Origin of the sequence: Peribacillus sp. NPDC097295 (assembly GCF_044761665.1) — a bacterium.
Classification (GTDB): Bacteria; Bacillota; Bacilli; order Bacillales; family DSM-1321; genus Peribacillus.
Window position 1 is genome coordinate 32,094 of record NZ_JBIWCW010000014.1, and the last position, 21,111, is coordinate 53,204.

Below are 21,111 nucleotides of genomic sequence, written 5' to 3' on the forward strand. Positions count from 1 at the left end.
GATTTAAACGAGTAATAACAAAAATGTCATATAATTGACATTTTAATCCAATTCGTAGTAAGATGGCAAATAGTTAAGTAATTGAACTATTTTTTCTGGGGGTGAAAGGATGAGGAATAATAATGTTACCGACTTGATCGATCGATACATGAAGGTTTCCTTCTATGTGAATAAGATGGGAGAGCTTTTAATTAAAGACGAGATTTGTGATGTACTGACTAACGAACAGTACTATACTTTACGTTTTATCGAACAGCAGCATTACTGTACCTCGACCGAAATTAGCGAAGCTTTTTACGTCAATAAAAGCGCGGTCACATCGAGCATTAACCGACTTGAAGGGAAAGGCTTGATAGAGCGTGCCCGTGACCTTGATGACCGTAGGGTCGTGCATTTGAAGCTTTCTGAAAAGGGGGAAGCACTACTTCAGGAAACGGAACGGAAAATTCATATATTAGTAGAGACGATCATGGGAAATTTCAAATATGAAGAGATTGTTAGTTTTCTGGATACATATGAAAAACTTTCGCAGACATTTATTCAAATGAAGACCGGTAAAGGGGAGGAAAGATAAATGAGGGCGATTATAAAGGGTAAATGGGCGGTCGTTACGGCCTGGATCGTCATTACAGTTGGATTGTTGTTCCTCGCTCCGAATATGGCCGAGCTCGTCAAGGAAAAAGGACAGTTGGATGTGCCAAAAGAGTATTCTTCCGGAATGGCGAATGAACTGTTAAAAGAAGTACAAGATGAAGACGAATCGCAGGTGGCCCTTGTTTTCCATAGTGATAAGAAGTTGACTTCCGAGGAAAGGAAAGAGATTGAAAAGGGAATTCAAAAATTAGAAGAGAATAAATCGGAACTAGGCATCAGGGAAATATTGACTCATTTTAAGGAACCATCCCTTAAAGAGCAGTTGGTTTCGAAAGATCAATCAACAATCTTGACCTCAATCGCCATGAACAAAGGGGACCGTGAGGCAAAAGAAGTCATTGACGCTCTTTATAAGGAATTGAACCAAATAGATGTTGAACATTATTACACGAGCAGCTGGATGATCGATGAAGATCTCAATACCAATTCTCAGGAAGGATTGAAGAAAACGGAGGGAATCACCGTTATCTTCATATTGGTGGTATTACTCCTAGTCTTCCGGTCGGTCGTGACGCCACTCATTCCTCTGATCACGGTGGGCTTCACCTATTTATGCTCCCAATCGATTGTTTCCTTTTTAGTGGACCGTTGGGATTTTCCAATCTCGTCGTATACCCAGATCTTCTTGGTTGGGATTTTGTTCGGAATAGGGACCGATTATTGCATACTCTTGTTAAGCCGTTTCAAAGAGGAACTATCGACACAGGAATCATTGACGGAAGCCATTGTGGAAACGTATCGTACGGCAGGGAAAACGGTCTTCTTCAGCGGGTTGACCGTAATGATAGGCTTTGCTGCCATTGGTTTTTCTACATTTAAGCTATATCAATCAGCCGCTGCGGTGGCCATTGGGGTCTTTATCTTGATGCTTGCCCTATATACGATTGTTCCATTTTTCATGGCGATCCTTGGTAAGAAACTATTCTGGCCATCAAAAGGGAAACTTGAGCATAGCGAAAGTAAGTTATGGGGAAGGCTAGGAAGCTTTTCCTTGAATCGTCCGTTGTTAGCTTTGCTTACAGTGGCGATTGTCTGTGTTCCTTTTTTGATCATGTATGAAGGGAAGATTTCTTATAATTCCCTTGAAGAAGCGGGGGATGACGTTCCCTCGATCATGGCCTTCAATATCATTGCCGATGAATTTGGGCCAGGTCAATCCATGCCAACACAAATTGTCATTCAAAATGATGAACGGATGGATTCAGAAGATTATGTCGGTCTTGCCGAAAAGATCAGCGAGGAAATCAAGAAGGTTGATGACGTCGATGTCGTCCGTTCTGTAACTCGTCCAATCGGTGAGCCTATAGAGGATTTATTTGTCTCCAATCAAGCCAAGACATTGGAAAAAGGAATTGGGGAAGGTAATGATGGGATTAAAGAAATTAGCGACGGGTTAAAGACGGCAGGCGGTGAACTGTCAGAATCCGGACCACGCTTAAAACAGGCAACGGATGGAATTGGTGGCCTGATATCTGGAACCAATGAATTGAAAAGTGGAATCGGTCAAGTGGAGACAGCGCTAACGAGTATCGAAGCGGGTATCCGCGATGGTTCTATGGGTACTGGGGATGTAAAAAAAGGACTGAATGACGTTAAGACAAACTTAGAAAAATTGGCTACAGGCAGTGGAACTCTTTTGGAAGGGTACCAACAGTCCACAGCTGGGTTAAGTGAGCTAAAAAGTGGATACAAAGATATCCAAACGAATCTTAATACTGTCTCGAAAAGCCTTAAGGGGTTGAATGCATCTTTTGAAAAAATGGAAGCAAGTAATCCGGAACTTCAGGCAGATGTGAACTACCAAACAATCAAGCAAACGGTCCAAGGCACACAGAGCGGCTTGGAGCCAATGGCGGCTGGACTGACGGAACTCAATAAGAACCTCGATCTTGTATCTGGGGGGCTGAATACTGCAAATAAAAGCATGGCAGAAATCGTGAACGGGCAAAAAGCCCTTGGAAAAGGTCTAACGCAGTTGATTTCAGGTGTGGATACCTTACAAAAAGGGTTAACGACAATGGCTAATGGACAAAGTGAAGTCATTAAGAATCTTACCCAGTTTGAAGGCGGCCTTACAAGCTTGAACAGTGGGCAGCAAGATTTATTAAATGGGTTTTCCAATATGGGCAGTCAGCTCAGTGAATTGGAAAGTGGTCTGACCCAAAGTGCGGATGGTCTCAATGAAGTTCATGATGGTCTATCTTCAGCACAGGGCTATTTATCTGGCCTTGCTAAAACGGATAAAACGGTCACAGGCATGCATATTCCAAAAGAAGTATTAGAAAGTAAGGAATTTGGGGAATCATTGAATACCTATCTATCTGAAGATGGCAAAGTGATGACTTTCGATGTTATCTTCAAGACGAATCCATATTCTAATGAAGCAATTGAACAAATTGATACGATTGAGGAAGCCGTTAAAAATGTAACGAAAGAAACGAAACTTGAAAATGCCAAGATTGCTATAGGTGGAATTACAAGCACCCATCATGATTTAAGCATGATGTCGGAGGCTGATTTCTCCAAGACAGTGGTGTTGATGCTTTCTGGCATTGCAATCGTTCTTTTCTTTATGTTTAGGTCGTTGGTTATGCCCATCTATTTAATCGTTTCACTTGTTTTGACATATTACACGGCGGCAGCCATTACAGAATTGATTTTCGTTAACATTCTGGGGTATGCGGGTATCGGGTGGGCCGTTCCATTCTTCGCATTCGTTATCTTGATTGCACTGGGGATTGATTACAGCATTTTCTTGATGGATCGCTTTAATGAATGGAAAGATAAACCTGTAAAAGAAGCGATGTATCTATCCATGCGAAAAATGGGGACGGTCATTATTTCTGCGGCTGTCATTCTCGGAGGTACGTTCGCAGCCATGATGCCTGCGGGGGTTTTGTCACTTCTTGAGATTGCCACATTAATATTAGTAGGGTTGGTCCTATATGCGTTCATCATATTACCACTGTTTATCCCGGTGATGGTTGCAACGTTCGGAAAATCCAATTGGTGGCCGTTTGTGAATCAAGATCGCTACGAGAAATAATGTGTGAAAAAGGCACCCGGATGGGTGCCTTTGAGTTTGTCGACAAAAGGGCTTCCCGACCGCCCGCGGAAAGCGAGTGCCTGTAGTGGAAATCCACGTTTACATTTTTCTCCCGAGTTTGTCTAAAGTCTAAAAGGCACCCGGACGCGTGCCTTTATATTAATTCTGACAAATGATTAATTAGCCATATAAACATCTTTATCTTCTTGTTGAACGATATTATCATAACCATAACATACTGGAGCCCCATTTGTGGGATCTATCATGATCCGTGCATCAATCTGGAAGACCTCTTTCAAGACTTCCGGTGTAATCGTTTTGGATGGAGATCCGATTTTGATAATTTCTCCATTTTTCATGGTGATGATTTCATCTGAGAAGCGGGCCGCATGATTGATGTCATGTAAAACCATGATGATGGTCCGTTTTTGTTCTCTATTTAACTTTTCGACGATGCTAAGCACTTCTAGCTGATGGGCCATATCAAGGTAGGTGGTGGGTTCATCCAACAATAAAATACCTGTTTCCTGTGCTAAGGCCATGGCCAGCCAAACCTTTTGGCGTTGTCCTCCGGAGAGGTTGGCAATCTCCCTATCACGAAAAGCGATGGTCTTGGTAATATCCATGGCCCATTCAATTTTCTCTTTGTCTTCTCTTGTTAATTTGTTTACATTATTCCGGTGTGGATATCTGCCGTATGAAATAAGCTCTTCCACTTTCAATTGAGAAGGTGCTACGGGGGTTTGAGGAAGCAAGGCCATTAACTGGGCAATTCGCTTTGTGTGAATCGCCTTTAAATCCTCCCCCTGTAGATAAATGGTTCCTTTTTTTTGCTTAAGGATACGGCCTATTGTTTTAAGCAAAGTGGATTTACCACATCCATTTGGACCAATGATGGTGGTGATTAATCCTTCTTTTATTTCCAAATTTAAATCTTTAAACACTGTGAATTTCTCATAACTTGTTTCCAAATTTTCCATCTCAAGAATGCTCACGGGACATCTCTCCTTTTATCTTTTTTCTTTTATCAATAAATAAAGGAAATAGGGAACTCCGATAATGGAAATGACGATTCCAACCGGCAATTCTGCCGGCGCAAATACCGTTTTTGCTATATAGTCGGAAACGATTACCAAGAAGGCACCGATTACACCACATACAGGAAGTACATGTTTATGATGGATCCCGACAAGGTGTTTGGCGATGTGTGGAGACATCAACCCGATAAATCCGATGTTACCTGAGACGGAAACACACGCACTCACTAAACCGATGCTGCTGAGTAAGAGGATCGACGTTTCTCTTTCTACGGAAACCCCAAGGCTCTTTATGCTTGTTTGTTCCAGTTGAAACAAATCCAATAAATAGGCCTTCTTAATAATGAGGGGGATTAGGATGATTAACCAGGGTAACATGGCGATGATATATTTCCAATTGGCAGAGTAGATACTGCCGGAAATCCATACGGTAGCCATTTCGAAATCCGAGGATTTCATCTTCAAAGATATGTATAACGAAAGGGCTCCGAATGCTGAGCTGATGGCAATTCCCGTCAGTAAAAAGCGACTCGTATCAAGGGACCCATTTTTCCAGGAAAAAAGGAAAATGATGAGGGCAGCCAACATTCCACCAATCAATCCAAACAACGGAACACTCATGATGGACAGCCAATCCGAACTTGTTCCAATGTATGTACCTTGAAAGAAATACATAAAGATGACGATGGCGGTCCCAGCTCCTGCATTTATTCCTAAAATACCAGAGTCGGCCAATCCATTTCTCGTTACACCTTGGATGACAGCCCCTGCAATGCCTAACGCAAGACCTACTAGACCAGCAATGACAATGCGGGGGAGCCTGAACTCAAAAATGACCAAATCATAGTCTGCCACCGGGTTTATTCGGAATAATGTCCGAACAACATCCATGATGGCCATATCGAAGGTACCACTTACTAAACTTAAATAACTTGCCACAATGATTAAACATATTCCGACTGTCATGGTGATGACCAACCGTTTTGATGAAGTATTATACACTTTTTTCTCCTCCTTTCTTTCTTATCAAATATAGGAAGAAAGGGATACCGATCAAGGAGGTGACGACTCCAATCGGCGTTTCGAATGGATAATTAACGAACCTACTGATTACATCGCATAATGCTAGGAAAATCCCACCGATTACACCCGCACAGGGAATGATCCATTTATAATCAATTCCAATTAAAAAGCGTGTGATATGTGGGATGATCAGTCCGATAAATCCAATCTTCCCTACAAGTGCCACAGCAATGCCTGTTAGGCATACGATAGAGAGCAGGGAAACGATCTTGACAAGCTTTGTACGTTGACCTAAGTTTATGGAGACTTCATCCCCCAGAGATAGAATGGTGATGGACTTGGAAATGACTAGAGCAAGGATGATGCCTATTGCTCCAATGGGGATGGCGATTTTCAGGATTTCGGGATTAATCTGATGTAATCTAGCATTATACCAAAAACTAACATTCTGGGAAATTTGGAAGTAGGTAGCTATCGCAGCCGAAATACTACTCAAGAACGTCCCGATTACTGTCCCGATAATGGCTAGGCGAACCGGGGATAAGCCATTATGTAATAATGAACCAAAACCAAAAACTATGCCGGCGCCTAAGGCGGATCCTAGCATTGAAAAAAGAATCATATGGAAGGAAGACATGCCTGGAGCGAACACCATGCAAAGTGTAATGACAAATGCAGAGCCGTCCGTCACGCCCATGATTGAAGGGGATGCAAGATAGTTTCTTGTCATCCCCTGCATGAGTGCTCCTGATATGGCTAAAAATGCCCCCACAAGAAGGGCACCGAGAACCCTTGGTAATCGCGAAGTGATTATAATAGCATGATCAACATTTTCCGGGTCATAATGCAAAAATGCATTCCATACTGTTATAAAGTCTATATTTTTTGCACCATAAAGAATGGACAAAATGGTTGTCAGAATAATTATGACGGGTGAGATACATAGAATTATGATCGGTAATGAATTTATTTTTGCCATATCAATCAACGCACCTTACTGCTTATTTAGCTAAATTTTCCGATGCAGCTTTTAAGAATGCCGTTTTACTCCACGCTGTTCCACCTTGCGCAAGAGGATCAACAGAGTTCACAAAAACCTTATCATTTTTAACAGCTTCAATGCTCTTCCAGATGGAGTTACTTTCCAACTCTTCTAAAGCTTTTGGTTTTTCAGCATTTTCGCTCTCTGAGAATTGTAGGAAAATATAGTCCGGATTAATCTCAGCAAATTTCTCTAATGCAATCATTTCTTGTGCTTTGACTGGTTTAATTTCCTCAGGAACAGTTAATCCTAAATCAGCGTATAAAACTGGGTTGAAGTATACATCTTGAGGATAAAGGAATAGACTGCCGTTTCTTACTCTCACAACTAGTACTTTTTTATCCTTAAGGTTTTCGCTGATTTCTACTTTTGCTTTTTCAGCATCTTCTTTGTATTGAGAGATGATGGATTCAGCCTTGTCATCCTTGCCGGAAAGCTTGGCCATTAACCGTAAGTTGTCCTCCCAATCAGTAGAAATATGTGAGTAAGGGAATGTTGGTGCCACTTTCTCCATTTTTTCTGTTACTGTACCGTCGGATTTTGATGTCCACATGATCACATCTGGTTTAAGGCTTAAAAGTGTTTCATAGTTTGGCTGCATTTTCTCACCAATTGATTGTGCACCTTCAAGATCTTTCGCCAAATATTCTGGAAGTTCTCCACCCACCGTTATAGCTCCCACTGGTTTAATGCCTAACATAGCGGCATCTTCCATGGACTCCAAACTTGCTGTTGCTATTTTCTTGACTTCAGAAGGAAGGGTATATTCTTTACCAAGATAATTTACCTTTTGTGTCTTTTGTTTTTGCGTTTCAGTCGCACTGCTTTTTTCAGAATTATCCCCAGAGCTGTTTTCAGCATTGCCACAAGCTCCAAGCCCAATACTAAAAACAGCCGCCATACCAAGTACCATTAACTTTTTCTTCATTTTCTGACTCCCCTTATTCTAAATGATTTAAAGATAAATGTGTTTCAAAGATTATGTATGCTCTCTAGAAGTCAAAATTTTTTCCTTTTCAACTATGAAACTAGTAAATGAGTGCAGGTAATTATTGATAACGATTATCATTATCATGCAATATTCAATATATAGGTAATTTGTGAAATTATCAATAGTATTTTTGTGAAAAAATAAATATAATCTAAATTTTCTTTGAAAAAGAGATTAAGGAACAGGATATGTTGCAAATTTTAACACAGTTGATAAACTAAATGAGAAATATTATCATTTGGTGGGAAGTTAGTACGATCACTAAATGGCTTATGAAATAGAAAATTAATAGAAGTGAAGGCGTAGTCGAAGATTAGATAATGGGAGGAATGAAAGAGCATGGAAAAAGAAAAGTACAAGGAATCCGTAGCGGATCACTATAGGGAAGACAAAGAAGTAGTTCTGAAAGGGACGAGTCAATTTCTGATGAAATCTAGCATGGAAGGGCGCATGTACCAAATCTTCATCTATCGACCAAGAGAGCCTGAGCCGGCTGAGGGATATCCAGTCATTTATATACTTGATGCCAATTCGGTATTTGGAACGATCGTAGAGGCAATGCGCTTGCAATCGAAGAAGCCTGAGAAGACGGGGATCGTGCCTGCAGTAATCGTCGGTATTGGATATCCGATTGAAGGGCCATTTTCCGATGCCCGTTATTATGACTTCACCTTACCCGTTGATTATTCAGAATTACCAAAGAAACCAGGTGGTGGAGAGTGGCCTGCACATGGGGGCGCGGAAAATTTTTTGCATTTTATTGAAGAAGACCTCAAACCGAAAATTATGAGTTCCATTCCTATCAATCGGGATAGTCAGACTATTCTGGGTCATTCATTAGGTGGGCTCTTTACCCTCTATACGTTATACAGGAACCCTGATGCATTTCAAACCTACATTGCAGGTAGTCCTTCGATTCATTGGAATAAAAAATGGTTCTCTGAAGAAGAGAATCAGTTCCTGAAGCGGTTGGAAAGTAAAGATAGGGATATCTCCTTATTTGTTGGAGTGGGAGAATTCGAAAAGAAACACAAAAGTGGCATGAATGAAAACGCATTAGAATTCACTGATCGTTTAAGGAATATAGCAAAAAGACAGTTATGTGTGAAGTTCAAGGAGTTCGATGAGGAAAATCATGTTTCTGTTTTACCCCCATTGATTAACAAAGGATTGCGTTTCGCATTAAGGGCAAATGGACCTGTTAAGGAATAGGTCTTTCTTAGCAAATCAAAGAATACCCATTGACCATGAAGGTAGAAATGTATAACATTACCTGTAGAATTTAAATGATAATGATTATCATTATTGGTCAAAGGTATATTTATAAAATAAGTATATGGCGGGAGCCCTTTTACTGAATGGGCCTCTCCCGCAATTTTTATAATGAACAGAGAATTTATTGCGGTATGACACTAGATGAAATTCTCTTATCAAGAAAGGGAGAGTTAAGTATGTACTTTCAGGAATGTAAGGGAAAAGTTGCACTTGTAACGGGAGGGGCGCAAGGGATTGGAGCTGCAGTGGTCCAATCGTTAGCAAAGCTCGGCATCGTTGTAGTGGCAGTGGATTTCCAAACTGATAAATTACAGAAACATGTAGATGCTTTGAAGTCTGAGGGTTTAGAGGTATATGGGTTTACAGCTGATGTGAGTGATGGTTCTGCCATTGATAGCATTGTTAATACCATTGAACGTGAGATTGGACCGATAGAGATATTGGTGAATGTAGCTGGGGTACTTAGCCCGGGATTAATCGAGTCATATAGTGATGAAGATTGGCAAAGGACTTTTGCCGTCAATTCTACGGGTGTTTTCAATGTCTCCCGTTCGGTGAGTAAACATATGGTATCCCGGAAAAAAGGATCCATCGTTACAGTGGGTTCAAATGCGGCGAGTGTTCCACGAATCAATTTAGCGGCTTATGCAGCATCCAAGGCAGCGGCGACAATGTTTACTAAGTGCTTAGGGCTGGAATTAGCACAGCATAATATTCGCTGTAATATAGTTGCTCCTGGTTCGACTGCTACAGAAATGCAGTGGTCTTTATGGGAAGGGGATAATGGAGCAAAATCAGTAATCGATGGCACGCCTGAAGTATTTAAAGTAGGAATCCCACTGAAAAAAATTGCCGAGCCTTCGAACATTGTGGATGCCATTCTCTTCTTTATATCCGACCAATCAAATCACATTACAATGAGTAATCTTCTTGTGGATGGTGGAGCTACACTAGGAGTTTAATCGCACGGATATCAACGATAATATCAGACTATTCAATGACGAAGGGGTTAAGCAAATGACGAAGCAACCATATAATTCTACTGTATTGGAAAAGCCTATGCTGGATGATTACCGTGTAGGTGATTTCTTCCTATCAAGCCCGAACCAAACCATATTGGGAAAAGGTTCGTTGATGACTGTCCCAAGAAATGAAGCAAAAGAGGACCAGATGGAGGATCTTGCTAACAGGGTGGTAGCTACTTTGGAGCGGGCAAAAGAGCTTGGACATGACAATCCTATCGTCACGGGGGCGATCCCATTCGATTATAAAAAGGCTGCACAACTACATGTGCCTGAAAAAGTACTAACATCTGTACTTTCCCAAGAATATGGGGTTGGTAGAACGCCAGAGACCGATTCTATTCCCACATACGTTACCAATTCCGTTCCAGAACCCGCTCAGTATAAAAAAGGCGTCGAAAAAGGGCTAACCCAAATAGCAAATGGCCATCTGGACAAAATCGTGTTGGCCAGATCCTTGCATCTTACTTCCTCGGCAAGAGTGAATATCAATCAGTTGCTTCATAATTTGGCTGGACAAAATACAAAGGGTTATACATTCGCCGTTGACTTGAATAAGAAAGAAGATTCAAGTGCTTGTAAGAAGACGTTAATCGGGGCGAGCCCTGAATTACTTGTTTCAAGAACTGGCTTGCACGTGGTGGCTAATCCCTTGGCAGGCTCTCGACCTCGAAGTGACGATCCGGTGGAAGACCAAAGACGTTCGAAGGAACTGCTTTCGTCTTCAAAAGATTTACATGAACATGCTGTCGTAGTGGAGGCAGTGGCGGAAGCACTTCGTCCATTCTTCAAGAAGATTGAAGTCCCCAAAAGCCCGTCGGTAATAAGTACAGAGACGATGTGGCATCTATCGACGGAAGTGAAGGGGGAACTTGCAGATCCTGAAACGACTTCCTTAGAGCTTGCCATCGCCCTTCATCCGACTCCTGCCGTATGCGGTTCGCCGTTTGAACGGGCAAGGGAATCAATCTTGGAAATCGAACCTTTCGATCGGGGATATTTCACGGGGATGGTTGGATGGTGTGATGCATCAGGTGATGGCGAATGGGTCGTCACGATTCGATGTGCAGAAGTGGAGGAAAAGTCGCTTCGTTTATTTGCCGGAGCTGGAGTGGTCGGTGAATCCAAACCGGAAGAGGAACTGGCCGAAACGTCGGCTAAATTTCAAACCATGCTTCGCGCAATGGGGATCGATACGGATTTATCAAAGTAACTGGCATGGAGGGGAAAGATATGTTAGACGGTTTTACTTCGTGGCCTAAGGATATGGCTGATTTATATAGAAAAGAAGGCTGTTGGAAGGGAGAAACTTTCGGCGGTATGCTACGTGACCGAGCAGAGAAGCATGGTGATCGGATTGCCATTACCGGCGGGGAAAGAAACCTGACTTATGCTGAGCTGGATAGTCGAGCAGATCGATTAGCGGTCGGCCTACAAAAGCTTGGAATAAAGAAAAATGACAGAGTTGTCATCCAGCTTCCTAATGTCATCGAGTTTTTTGACGTCATTTTCGCCTTGTTCAGGATCGGGGCACTTCCGGTATATGCTCTTCCATCGCATCGCAGTAATGAAATCGGGTATTTTTGTCAGTTCACTGAAGCTACTGCTTACATCATTCCAGATAAGCAGAGTGGATTTGACTACAGGACACTTGCCCGAGACATTCAAAGCAAGAATGATACCTTGTTGAATGTAATTGTGTCAGGAGATGCAGAGGAGTTTATAGATTTAGAGGGGTTATATGATGATTCTAACGAATTGTCGGATACGACCGTTCAGTCTAGTGATGTCGCTTTCCTACAGTTATCTGGTGGAAGTACCGGATTATCAAAGTTGATTCCTAGGACGCATGATGATTACATATACAGTTTGCGGCTGAGTGCGGAAATTTGCGGGATCAATCAAGATAGTATCTATCTCGCTGTTCTTCCGATTGCCCATAATTTTACTATGAGTTCACCTGGTATTCTCGGCACATTGTATGGCGGGGGACGTGTTGTGCTTTCACCTGGTCCAAGCCCTGATGAAGCGTTCCCTCTCATTGAAAAGCATGGTGCGACGATTACTGCACTCGTACCGCCGCTTGCCTTGAGATGGCTTGATGCTGTTTCGACACGTACTGACGATTTATCTAGCCTTCAAGTCTTGCAAGTTGGAGGAGCAAAGTTTAGTGCGGAGGCAGCTCGTCGAGTAGGACCGGCATTTCAGTGTAAACTACAGCAAGTATTCGGCATGGCGGAAGGCCTAGTGAATTATACAAGGCTTGATGATCCAAAAGAGCTTATCGTGAACACTCAAGGAAGGCCGATGTCTGAGTTTGATGAAATCCGCGTGGTTAATGAAGAAGATAAGGAAGTTGCACCTGGTGAAGTAGGGACGTTATTAACAAGGGGCCCTTATACAATTTGCGGTTATTACAAAGCACCAGAGCATAACGAGAAGGCCTTCACTAAAGATGGGTTTTACAGGACGGGTGACTTGGTAAGCTTGAATCCTGAAGGCTATTTGGTCGTTGAAGGACGGGATAAGGATCAAATCAACCGAGGCGGAGAAAAGATTGCGGCGGAGGAAGTAGAAAACCATCTACTAGCTCATGTAGCCGTTCATGATGCAGCCATCGTCTCGATGCCTGATGAATATCTTGGAGAGCGGTCCTGTGCATTCGTGATTCCTAGGGGGGAAGCCCCTAAAGCTAGAGAACTTAAACAGTTCTTGAAGGACAGGGGATTGGCTACATTTAAAATTCCCGACCGAGTGGAATTTATTGAGGCTTTTCCTAAAACTCCATTAGGAAAAGTAAGTAAAAAAGCCCTGCGCCAAATAATTTCTGACAAGCTAAATGAACGTAAAATAGCAACACTATTAAAATAAATTATAGGAAAAAGGAGTGATTTGATGGCTATTCCCGCTATCACACCATATGCAATGCCAGCTGAGTCTGATTTACCAAAAAATAAAGTAGAGTGGAAGGCGGAACCGAAGCGTTCGGTTCTTCTCATTCATGATATGCAACAATATTTTATCGATTTTTATCAAAAAAATGATTCACCGATACCGGAACTATTGAAGAACATAACAACCATTAAGAATCGATGTGTGGAATTAGGCATACCGGTTGTTTATACGGCTCAACCGGGAGATCAAAATCCCAAGGATCGTGCGCTCCTGACAGACTTTTGGGGAACGGGGCTCGATGATGATCCGAATCAAACAAGAATCGTAAGTGATGTTGCTCCATCTGATGATGACATCGTGCTGACTAAATGGAGATACAGTGCATTCAAAAGAACGAATCTTCTGGAATTAATGGAGGAACAGGGACGTGACCAACTTATTATTTGCGGTGTATATGCGCATATCGGTTGCCTTTTAACCGCAAGTGAAGCGTTTATGCAAGATATACAGTCATTCCTAGTGGCAGATGCGGTAGCCGATTTTTCGTTGGAAGAGCATAAAATGGCCTTGAAATATGCAGCGGAACGATGTGCGTTTACCACCTCAACACTTCAGTTGCTTGATCAATTACAAGTCAGCGAAGATTCATCAGCCGTTGCGACGCAGGAAATAACGGGGGATTTGTCATTAGATGAATTAAGAATGCTGATTTTTGAACTTCTTGGCGAAGACCCTTCAGAAGGACTCGATGATAGCGAGGATTTAGTCGACAGAGGGATGGACTCCATTCGCATGATGAGTCTTGTAGAAATTTTAAGAGGAAAAGGGGCAGAAATCAATTTCATGCAAATGGCTGAAAACCCGACAATTGCTGATTGGTGGAACCTGCTGTCTTCCCAAAAAGTTTTAGCTTGATCCTAGTTGAGAAGGAGGTAGATGAGGTGAGTAATATGGAGAATCAAACACGCTTTGCATTGTCGGGTGCGCAGTCCGGTATATGGTTTGCACAGCAACTGGAACCGGATAACCCGATTTATAATACGGGTGAATACATAGAGATTAAAGGGAACATCGATATAAGTAAGTTTGAAGAAGCCTTAACCAAGGCAGTGAGAGAGGCTGAAAGTTTACACATCCACTTTGGGGAAGACCAAAATGGACCTTATCAAGTCATGGGGGATTCGGGTGAAATTCCCTTCCAGTTCTTGGACGTAAGCGATCAAGAAAAGCCTGAAGAGAAGGCCTTGCATTGGATGAAAGAAGACCTGCTTCAGCCCATTAATTTAAAGACGGACCGACTATTCTCTCAAGCCTTGTTTAAGGTCGGACAAGAACGGTATTTCTGGTATCAGCGGATTCATCATATTGTCATGGATGCCTTTGGGTTTTCACTACTATCGCAACGAGTGTCGAAACTGTATACAGCGTTTGTCGAAGGTCGACCCTATGAAGATGTAGCTTTTAGTCCATTCGTTAAGCTACTGGAAGAAGATGCTAGATACAGGGCATCCGAAAAATTCGAAGCGGATCGTCATTTTTGGATGGAGCGTTTTGCTGATCAACCGGAAGTCATGAGCCTTGCCGAACGCGCTCCTAGGACGTCTAACGGTTTTCTTAGCCAAACAGGATATTTATCATCTTTTGCCACACAGTCTTTCAAAAAAAATGCTCGTAAATATTCGGGGACATGGCATGAAGTGGCCATGGCTGTTACCGCTGTATATATTCATCGTCTGACGGGAACGCAAGATGTCATCCTCTCCCTACCGATGATGGGACGTTTAGGATCTGCTTCACTTAATATTCCGAGTATGGTGATGAATTTACTTCCCCTTCGTTTAACCGTCCGACCGGATATGACGTTGAAGGAGTTAGTGAAGCAAGTATCAAGCGAAGTGCGTAACATTCGTCGCCATCAAAATTACAGGCACGAAGAGCTTCGTCGTGACCTTAAGCTCCTTGGTGATAATCAAAGATTGTTCGGTCCACAAATCAATGTCATGCCTTTTGATTATGGACTGGACTTTGCGGGTAATCATGGGATTACCCATAAACTGGCTACAGGACCCGTCGACGACATATCGATAAATATTTACGACAAGTCTGATGGAAATGGACTACGGATCGATTTGGATGCAAACCCTGAAGTCTATGGTATGGAGGAGTTAGGCATTCATCATACGCGCTTCTTAAGGTTGCTCGAGAAGGTGGCCACTGCAGAAGAGGTCCACATGATTGGGGAACTTGAAGTGCTTTTACCAGAAGAACGTGAGAGGGTCATGCATCAGTGGAATCAAACTGCCGAGGAAATCCCGCCTGCCAACTTGCCAGGATTGTTCGAAAAACAAGTAGCGCAAAGCCCTTATCTAACAGCCTTGGTCGATGAAAAGAATGTCCTTAGTTATGACGAACTGAATAAGCGCGCCAATCGACTGGCCCATCTTCTATTGGAAAAAGATTTAGGACCGGAAAAATTCGTGGCGATTGCCCTACCACGCTCGGCTAATATGGTGGTGGTCATGTTGGGCATATTAAAGACAGGGGCCGCATATCTACCGATCGATCCGGATTATCCAATCGATCGCATTGAATACATACTGAAGGACGCGAAGCCTATTTGTCTTATAACAAACCGGGAAATTTCTTCACAATTACCAAGTGTTAGCGAAACGGATCTCATCATATTGGAAGAGAAAGAGAAAGCTCTTGCATCAGGGAAATATCCCGATGGGAATTTGGATGACACACTAAGGAATGGATTCATGTCACCGCTTAACCCTGCGTATATGATTTATACATCTGGATCAACAGGGAATCCAAAAGGTGTCGTCATTCAATCGGAAAGCTTGATTAACTTCCTTTCCTCCATGCAAAGTCAGTTTTCCTTGAACCAAGAAGATAGGCTTCTGGCGGTTACTACCATCGCTTTTGATATATCCGGTTTAGAAATGTACCTGCCACTTCTTAATGGAGCAAGCTGTGTCGTGGCTGCCAAGGAGAAGATTCAAGAACCTAAGGCTTTGGCAGACATAATTACCGAGCATGACATTACCATCATGCAAGCGACACCAACGCTTTGGCATGCAATGGTAACCAATTATCCAGACGTGATCAAGGGTCTCAAGGTGCTTGTTGGTGGGGAGGCTCTTTCCATTAGTTTAGCTACTGCATTAAAGGAATTAGGGTGTGAAGTGACAAACTTATATGGTCCTACGGAAACGACGATTTGGTCGACATCAAAATTGCTTGATTCTGACCAGACGGGCATGCCATCCATCGGTTCACCGCTATGGAATACGCAGCTATTCGTGCTTGACGCGGGTTTGCAACCAGTCCCTCCCGGAGTCGTTGGCGAATTATATATTGCAGGGAAAGGACTAGCCCGGGGGTATCTAGGTCGCCCGGATTTAACAGCAGAGCGTTTTGTGGCCAACCCGAATGGTCCTAAGGGCAGCCGGATGTACCGTACAGGTGATTTGGTTCGTTGGAGAGCGGATGGTTCACTGGATTATATTAGTCGCACTGACCATCAAATTAAAATACGTGGTTTCCGAATTGAGCTTGGCGAAATTGAAGCGAAGCTCGCTCAACATCCCGAGGTTGAACAGGCAGCCGTGATTGTTCGTGAAGATAGCCCCGGAGATCAACGAATTGTGGCATATATTGTTCCTTCAATGGATTCAACAGTGGATACAGGAGAGGTTCGCGAGTTTGTTGGCAGTAGTCTACCCGATTATATGGTCCCATCCGCAATCGTTGTTATGCGAGAGTTACCACTAACTCCCAATGGAAAGCTTAATCGTAAAGACTTGCCAGTGCCTGATCTCTACAATCTGATTTCAGATCGGGCACCAAGAACACCACAAGAAGAAATCTTGAGTGAGTTGTTTGCCGAGGTTCTGGGTCTATCTAGAGTTGGGATTGATGATAGTTTCTTTAATTTAGGCGGACACTCACTCCTTGCGTCAACCTTAATGGCCCGTATACGTAATACATTTGGAGTGGAACTGGGCATAGGGAAGATTTTTGAGTCACCGACCGTGGCGGGCCTTGCAAAACAGCTCTCTAATGGGAAAAGTGCGCGATTGCCCGTGAAAAAAATGAGTAAGCCTGAGAAAATACCTCTTTCCTTTGCCCAAAAGAGATTATGGTTCTTACACAGTCTTGATGGTCCAAGCCCAACCTATAATATTCCGTTGGTCATAGAATTATCAGGCGATCTTGATACGAATGCTCTCGAGGCAGCAATCAATGACCTCGTTGCTCATCATGATACGTTACGGACGATTTTTCCAGTGACAGAGGGGAATGCTCATCAAAGCATCATCGACCCTTCTGAAGCACGGGTTGAATTGTTAATAACTAGTATAAATGAATCGGATCTGGATACGGAGATAGCCGTCGCGACACGTTATAGTTTTAATCTTGCAGTGGAGCCATCCATTTATGCGCAGCTTTTCTCGGTTAAACCGGATAAGCACGTTTTAGTTTTACTCTTACATCATATAGTAGCCGATGGATGGTCCCTTACACCTCTTACCCGAGATTTGACTGCAGCCTATAAAGCCCGGGTTCTTGGAGAGGTTCCTAATTTGCTGCCTCTTCCGGTACAATATGCAGATTATGCGCTTTGGCAAGAAGAGCTGTTGGGTAAAGAGAGCGATGAAGCTAGTTTAGTGAAGGAGCAGCTTGATTATTGGAAGGAGACATTAGCCAATCTTCCAGATCAGTTGGAGTTGCCCATGGATTACCCTCGCCCAATAGAACCAAGTTATAAGGGAGATACAATGAAATTTACCATTTCACCTGTCCTGCATCGTAGATTGGTTGATGTGGCTCGTGAAAATGGAGTCAGCTTATTCATGGTATTGCAGGCGGGACTTGCCACCCTGTTTACTCGTCTTGGTGCGGGTACTGACATACCAATTGGAAGTCCGATTGCAGGGCGAAGTGACGATGCGTTGAGCGAAATAGTTGGGTTATTTGTTAATACCCTGGTGCTGCGCACGGATACTTCTGGAAACCCTACTTTCCGTGAACTTCTTGAAAGGGTAAGAAACGTTGATTTACATGCTTATGAACATCAGGATTTGCCTTTTGAAAGATTGGTAGAAGAACTGAATCCACCACGTTCGCGGTCTAGGCACCCATTATTCCAAATCATGCTTGCCCTGCAGAATACGCCTGAGCCAAAGCTGGAGCTGCCGAGCGTTCACTCCAACCTAGAGCTATATAGCGTGGGGACTTCGAAATTTGATATGACGATTGAGATTAGGGAATTGCATGATGACACAGGAAAACCGGATGGTATGAGTGGGCTTCTTGAATATAGTACAGATTTATATAAATCTGAAACAATTGAGTTGATGATTAATCGATTTGTACGGGTATTAGAAGGTGCTGTATCGGAGCCGAATCAGAAAATCGGCCGATTAGAAATATTGGCGCCGAGTGAACGTCAAGAAATTCTTGTTGATTGGAATCAGCATGGAGAAGAAATACCTCATTCTTGTTTACCCGCGTTGTTTGAAGAACAAGTGAACAGGTATCCAGATAAAATTGCTGCTGTATATGAACAAGAATCCCTAACATATAAAGCGCTAAATAATAAGGCAAACCAGCTTGCCCGTATGCTAATGGCTAAAGGGGTAGGGGCGGAACAGTTTGTAGCATTGGCCACACCAAGATCATTGGAGATGGTGGTTGGGTTACTTGCTGTTCTGAAAGCAGGGGCGGCTTATTTGCCTCTAGATCCAGAATATCCAATCGATAGGTTGACTTTCATGCTTCAAGATGCGAAGCCTAGCTTCGTCCTTACAAGTTCCGATGTGGCAAATAGTCTTCCGAATCTGCATGATATCCAACAAATTGTATTAGATGAACCAAGCACGTTAGTGGAAATGTCACAATATTCAACAGATAACCCACTAGATAGTGAACGGAAACAGCCTTTATCACCTTTAAACGCAGCCTATATCATTTATACATCAGGTTCAACGGGTGTACCAAAAGGTGTCGTCATCCCTCATCAGAATGTAACGAGGCTCTTTGGATCGACAGAAGATTGGTATCATTTCAACTCGGATGATGTTTGGACGATGTTCCACTCTTATGCATTTGATTTCTCGGTCTGGGAAATATGGGGCGCGCTTCTTCATGGCGGAAAGCTTGTAGTTGTTCCTCATGCAATCAGCCGATCACCTGAAGAATTTTTACAACTTCTTGTAAAGGAAGGGGTTACGGTACTTAATCAGACGCCATCCGCATTTTATCAGTTAATGCAAGCAGATCGTAACCATCCAGAACTTGGACAGGAACTTGCATTGCGTTATGTGATTTATGGTGGGGAGGCACTTGAACTAAGCCGCTTGGAGGATTGGTATAACCGTCATCCGGAAACTGCGCCGCGATTAATTAATATGTATGGGATTACAGAAACGACCGTCCATGTAAGCTATCTGGAACTTAACAGGGATGTCACTTCCGTGAAGGCGAACAGTCTCATAGGCTGTGCCATACCGGATCTTGGAGTGTATATACTGGATGCGAACCTACAACCGGTACCGCAAGGAGTGACTGGGGAGATGTATGTCGCTGGTTCAGGTTTAGCCCGCGGGTATCTTGGGCGTCATGGCTTGACAGCAGAGCGTTTTGTTGCCAATCCATTTGGTCCATCAGGAACTCGGATGTATCGGACTGGAGATTTAGCCAGGTGGCGTGCGGATGGCTCATTGGATTATATGGGACGGGCCGATCATCAAATCAAGATTCGTGGTTTCCGTATTGAACTTGGAGAGATTGAGGCCTTGCTTGCCCAGTGCTCTGAATTAGAACAAGTTGCCGTCATCGTTCGTGAAGATCAGCCCGGTGATAAGCGATTGGTGGCTTATGCTGTGCCAGCGGCAAATACAGTATTTGATTCAGCCGAATTGCGTCGGTATGTTGCGTCAAGCCTTCCAGATTACATGATTCCATCTGCGTTTGTGGAAATGGCCGATTTACCTTTGACAGCGAATGGAAAGTTGGATCGAAAGGCATTGCCAGCTCCAGATTTTGGTGCAGCCGTATCAGGGCGTGGACCAAGGACGCCTCAAGAAGAAATCCTTTGTAAACTCTTCATGGAAGTCCTTGATCTTTCACACGTTGGAATCGATGATGGATTCTTTGATCTGGGAGGGCATTCCCTGCTTGCCGTCCAGCTGATGAGTAAAATACGTGAAGCGCTTGGCGTTGAATTGAGCATCGGGAACTTATTCGAGGCACCGACAGTTGCTGGCCTAGCTGAAAGGCTTGAAATGGGCTCGAGCCAGAGTGCGTTGGATGTCTTGTTGCCACTACGCAAAAGTGGCGAGGAACTCCCGTTGTTCTGTGTACATCCAGCGGGAGGGTTGAGCTGGTGCTACGCCGGGCTAATGACGGCCCTTGGTCCAGACTACCCGATATATGGACTGCAAGCTCGGGGGATTTCCGAGCGTGAGCGTTATCCGGAAACATTGATAGAGATGGCAGCGGATTATATCGAACATATCCGGACGGTCCAGCCAGAAGGACCTTACCGTTTACTAGGTTGGTCACTGGGCGGAAATGTCGTGCACGCCATGGCCACCCTCTTGCAAAACGAGGGGGAAGATGTAGAACTTGTAGCCATACTAGACGCATTCCCAAGTCATTTCTTGCCATCGACCGAAGCCCCTGGAGATGAGGAAGCCTTAATTGCCCTGCTAGCCTTGGGAGGATATGATCCTGATAGTTTAGGAGACAAGCCTTTAGATGATGCTAGTGCTATAGAAATCCTGCGCCAAGATGGAAGTGCATTAGCTAGTTTGGAAGAAGAGACGATCCTTAACTTGAAAGAAACGTACGTTAATTCCGTTCGGATCATGGGCGAACATGAACCTGGAGTCTTCAATGGTAATGTCTTGTTCTTTAAATCAACGCTCATACCAGAGTGGTTCCCAAATCTTACAACGGATACATGGAAACCTTATATAAGGGGACAGATTGAACAACATGATATCGCATGCCGTCATAAGGATATGTGCCAACCTGAGCCACTTGCGGAAATCGGACAGGTGATTGCAAATAAGCTATCGACAATGAAAAATTACGCAATTAATTAAAGAAGG

General features: G+C 43.4%; 12 protein-coding genes. 8 read left to right on the forward strand and 4 right to left on the reverse strand.

The features are described 5' to 3' along the window. Positions 1–109 precede the first annotated feature (109 nt). Entirely contained in the window at positions 110–574 is a 465-nt protein-coding gene (locus tag ACIQXN_RS17400) for a MarR family winged helix-turn-helix transcriptional regulator (protein ID WP_402969381.1), read from the forward strand. Next, positions 575–3,700, forward strand: coding sequence for an MMPL family transporter (locus tag ACIQXN_RS17405; RefSeq protein ID WP_402969384.1), 3,126 nt, complete (start codon positions 575–577; stop codon positions 3,698–3,700). Between the two features lie 176 nt (positions 3,701–3,876). Here ACIQXN_RS17405 and ACIQXN_RS17410 read toward each other — a convergent pair whose 3' ends face one another. The 4 genes from ACIQXN_RS17410 to ACIQXN_RS17425 are packed head-to-tail and all read right to left on the reverse strand — an operon-like array spanning position 3,877 to position 7,730. After that, complete coding sequence (locus ACIQXN_RS17410) at positions 3,877–4,695, reverse strand: ABC transporter ATP-binding protein (RefSeq protein WP_402969387.1); 819 nt, start codon at positions 4,693–4,695, stop codon at positions 3,877–3,879. Between the two features lie 15 nt (positions 4,696–4,710). Beyond that, positions 4,711–5,703 carry a FecCD family ABC transporter permease gene (locus tag ACIQXN_RS17415; protein WP_402969484.1) on the reverse strand — a complete coding sequence of 331 codons (993 nt, stop codon included), beginning with the start codon at positions 5,701–5,703 and terminating at the stop codon, positions 4,711–4,713. A 28-nt stretch (positions 5,704–5,731) separates the two neighbouring features. Further along, on the reverse strand, positions 5,732–6,739 hold the full coding sequence (locus tag ACIQXN_RS17420; RefSeq protein ID WP_402969391.1) for a FecCD family ABC transporter permease: 1,008 nt from the start codon (positions 6,737–6,739) through the stop codon (positions 5,732–5,734). Positions 6,740–6,761: 22 nt separating this feature from the next. Beyond that, the gene (locus ACIQXN_RS17425) at positions 6,762–7,730 is read right to left on the reverse strand and encodes an iron-hydroxamate ABC transporter substrate-binding protein (RefSeq protein WP_402969394.1); all 969 of its coding nucleotides are present in this window, start codon (positions 7,728–7,730) and stop codon (positions 6,762–6,764) included. A 402-nt stretch (positions 7,731–8,132) separates the two neighbouring features. On the opposite strand from ACIQXN_RS17425, the gene ACIQXN_RS17430 reads away from it, so the two are divergent. The 6 genes from ACIQXN_RS17430 to ACIQXN_RS17455 all read left to right on the forward strand — a co-directional run bounded on the left by ACIQXN_RS17430 (position 8,133) and on the right by ACIQXN_RS17455 (position 21,105). Continuing rightward, a complete protein-coding gene (locus ACIQXN_RS17430) occupies positions 8,133–9,005 on the forward strand; it encodes an alpha/beta hydrolase (RefSeq protein WP_402969397.1) in 873 nt (290 codons plus the stop codon). A gap of 239 nt (positions 9,006–9,244) precedes the next feature. Further along, a complete protein-coding gene (locus tag ACIQXN_RS17435) occupies positions 9,245–10,030 on the forward strand; it encodes a 2,3-dihydro-2,3-dihydroxybenzoate dehydrogenase (RefSeq protein WP_402969400.1) in 786 nt (261 codons plus the stop codon). Positions 10,031–10,085: 55 nt separating this feature from the next. Beyond that, positions 10,086–11,303, forward strand: coding sequence for an isochorismate synthase DhbC (gene dhbC / locus ACIQXN_RS17440; protein WP_402969404.1), 1,218 nt, complete (start codon positions 10,086–10,088; stop codon positions 11,301–11,303). Positions 11,304–11,323: 20 nt separating this feature from the next. After that, positions 11,324–12,961 (forward strand): (2,3-dihydroxybenzoyl)adenylate synthase, encoded by a 1,638-nt coding sequence (locus tag ACIQXN_RS17445; protein ID WP_402969407.1) that lies wholly within the window; start codon positions 11,324–11,326, stop codon positions 12,959–12,961. A 24-nt stretch (positions 12,962–12,985) separates the two neighbouring features. Then, positions 12,986–13,900 (forward strand): isochorismatase, encoded by a 915-nt coding sequence (locus tag ACIQXN_RS17450; protein ID WP_402969410.1) that lies wholly within the window; start codon positions 12,986–12,988, stop codon positions 13,898–13,900. A 35-nt stretch (positions 13,901–13,935) separates the two neighbouring features. After that, complete coding sequence (locus ACIQXN_RS17455; protein WP_402969487.1) at positions 13,936–21,105, forward strand: amino acid adenylation domain-containing protein; 7,170 nt, start codon at positions 13,936–13,938, stop codon at positions 21,103–21,105. Positions 21,106–21,111: the final 6 nt, after the last annotated feature.

Excerpts from the sequence above, each read along its gene's own strand:
- ACIQXN_RS17445 (WP_402969407.1), top strand. The coding sequence starts at position 11,324 with ATGTTAGACGGTTTTACTTCGTGGCCTAAGGATATGGCTGATTTATAT.
- ACIQXN_RS17455 (WP_402969487.1), top strand. The coding sequence starts at position 13,936 with ATGGAGAATCAAACACGCTTTGCATTGTCGGGTGCGCAGTCCGGTATA.
- ACIQXN_RS17400 (WP_402969381.1), top strand. The coding sequence starts at position 110 with ATGAGGAATAATAATGTTACCGACTTGATCGATCGATACATGAAGGTT.
- ACIQXN_RS17435 (WP_402969400.1), top strand. The coding sequence starts at position 9,245 with ATGTACTTTCAGGAATGTAAGGGAAAAGTTGCACTTGTAACGGGAGGG.
- ACIQXN_RS17450 (WP_402969410.1), top strand. The coding sequence starts at position 12,986 with ATGGCTATTCCCGCTATCACACCATATGCAATGCCAGCTGAGTCTGAT.
- dhbC (WP_402969404.1), top strand. The coding sequence starts at position 10,086 with ATGACGAAGCAACCATATAATTCTACTGTATTGGAAAAGCCTATGCTG.
- ACIQXN_RS17420 (WP_402969391.1), bottom strand. The coding sequence starts at position 6,739 with ATGGCAAAAATAAATTCATTACCGATCATAATTCTATGTATCTCACCC.
- ACIQXN_RS17430 (WP_402969397.1), top strand. The coding sequence starts at position 8,133 with ATGGAAAAAGAAAAGTACAAGGAATCCGTAGCGGATCACTATAGGGAA.
- ACIQXN_RS17415 (WP_402969484.1), bottom strand. The coding sequence starts at position 5,703 with ATGACAGTCGGAATATGTTTAATCATTGTGGCAAGTTATTTAAGTTTA.
- ACIQXN_RS17425 (WP_402969394.1), bottom strand. The coding sequence starts at position 7,730 with ATGAAGAAAAAGTTAATGGTACTTGGTATGGCGGCTGTTTTTAGTATT.
- ACIQXN_RS17405 (WP_402969384.1), top strand. The coding sequence starts at position 575 with ATGAGGGCGATTATAAAGGGTAAATGGGCGGTCGTTACGGCCTGGATC.